The 2,011-nt window shown below is 69.0% G+C and carries 1 protein-coding gene; it reads right to left on the bottom strand.

Features of this window, described 5'->3' with window-relative positions; genetic code table 11:
- Window positions 1-1,793: FAD-dependent oxidoreductase (locus U9978_RS16840; RefSeq protein ID WP_322762090.1), on the bottom strand; the 1,793-nt coding region annotated here is incomplete at its 3' end.
- Window positions 1,794-2,011: the final 218 nt, after the last annotated feature.

Genomic DNA, 2,011 nt, shown 5'->3' with positions numbered 1-2,011 from the left:
GTCGGCAGGGAGGGGACGAAGCGCACGCTCTTGCCACCCTTTCCGGCGTTGCCGTCATGCAGGTAGCCGGTGCCGTAGTAGCCGGCGATCGCCGTACTGGACGTCCAACCACCAGTGATCACCGTTGTCGGGGCTGTGTCGTCGACGGCGAGGTCCGGGTAGTCGAACACGGCCATGTCCTCGAACAGCCGCGCGCGAAGAGCCGCGGGGTCGACGGCCTGCACGGTCGCAGCGCTGTCAAGCGCCAGCTTGGCCGCGGCACCGGCAGCCTGCCCGAGAATCATGAACACCGGTTCCATCCGCACCGAGCTGTAAGCGACATGTGACGCTGACAGGCAGACGGGGACGATGAGGTTCGTGCATTGCACGGCATCAGGGATCATCGCCCGGTACGGCAGCCGGTACGGTGCGGGAACGGGGATCTGGAAGTCGCCCTCGTTCTTCACTAGCCCGCCGACGACGAGCCGCTGGCTGTTGTGGGAATCCCGCGCGTAGCTGGCTAGGCCGATGCCGTCGGCGACGGTGGTCTGGCCACGGCAGTCCGCCTCGGTCAGGACATAACTCGAGCTCACCATCCGACGGGCTTCACGCACGTAGAGTTGCGGCGGCCAGTTACCGGTGGCGCTGAACTCGTCGGGTGCCAGCCCGAAAGCCGCGACCGCGGACCGGACGTCGGCGCGCACCGCGGTGTCGTGAGCCAGGAAGTAGAGCAGACCTTGCTGGTACGCGATGTGATCAGCCACGATCGGCGCGCGCTGCGACCAGGTCGCGCCCGGGTAGGCGTCCGCGGCGCCGACATGGTCGAGCGAGAAAGGTCCGACGTTGTTTGCGTCGAACTTGGCATTCGGCAGTGCCGCGTTGTTCAGGAACGCGGCGGCCTTGTCGGTGAACGGATCGGCGTACCCTGCCGCGATCAGCCGCGGCACGAGGGCGTAGCGGTTCGGGTCATAGCCGGCGGGCCGTGGAAACGCGATCCGGTTCGACGCCTTGGTCAGGCAGAGCCGGTAACAGTAGGCCTGGACGTGGGCGTCGCCGCTGCCGATGGCCCCCAGCGCGGCCGCGGAGATCTCGGGTAGCAACCCGCTGGTCGGGTCGCCCGCCCGCCGGTACGGGTCGACCGCGACGCTGAACTGGTTCTTGGAGAACACCTGCACCCCGTTGTTGGACTCGCCGTAGGTCGCGTTCGGCTCACGACCGATGCGGTAGCGAACCCCGGCGAGCGCCAGCAGGTCCCCCTCGTAGGAGGCGTCGATGAACATCTGCGCCCGTACGACGGTGCCGTCGTCGGCCGTAACGGAGGTGAGCCGGGTGCCGCTGCGGCCGACGGAGGCCAGCGTCCGACGGGTGTAGACCGGCACCTGGGCCCCGGTCAGCATGTCGCTCACGACCGTGGCGGCCACCCGTGGCTCGAAGCTGGTCAGCATCGGCGTCGACACCCCGAGCGGACCGCCGTTGTAGGCGACATACACCCTGCGGTAGAACTCCCGCGCCAGCCCGCCGACAGCGCCGCCCGTCCCGATGTCTGTCCGGGCGAGCCCGCCGGTGGTCATGCCGCCGATGTGCGCAGTCGGCTCGATGATCACCACCGAGCCGCCCATACGCCGCATCTGCACCGCGGCGGTGACACCGGCCATGGTCGCGCCGTACACGCAGAGGTCCGCGGCTATCGGTGTGACGGCGATGGCCGATGATGTGGCGGTCAGCTCGAGGGCCGCGACCGAGCCGGCGGCGGCTGCCATCCGGAGCAGGTCTCGGCGGTGCAGCCCAGGGTTCAGCGTCAGTCGGCGGGCCATGGATCCCCTCGTCGGTCGGCTGCCGGTCCGCACATCGATCTCCCCAGCCGGCAGGTTGGACCCTATTGACGCGTAATTGCCGGAGGCAACGACCACCGCGTCACATGCACGCGCCGATCCGGCGTCCAGCGGAAGACCACACCGTGAATCGGGCAGCCACCCCTCCCCCGGCCCCCCGGGATTGGCGAATGGTGGACGCGCCTAGTTCGGTACAGGGC

The sequence above is a fragment of the Protofrankia sp. Cr2 genome, assembly GCF_963555885.1.
GTDB lineage: Bacteria > Actinomycetota > Actinomycetes > Frankiales > Frankiaceae > Protofrankia.
This window is presented reverse-complemented; position numbering and strand designations above follow the sequence as displayed.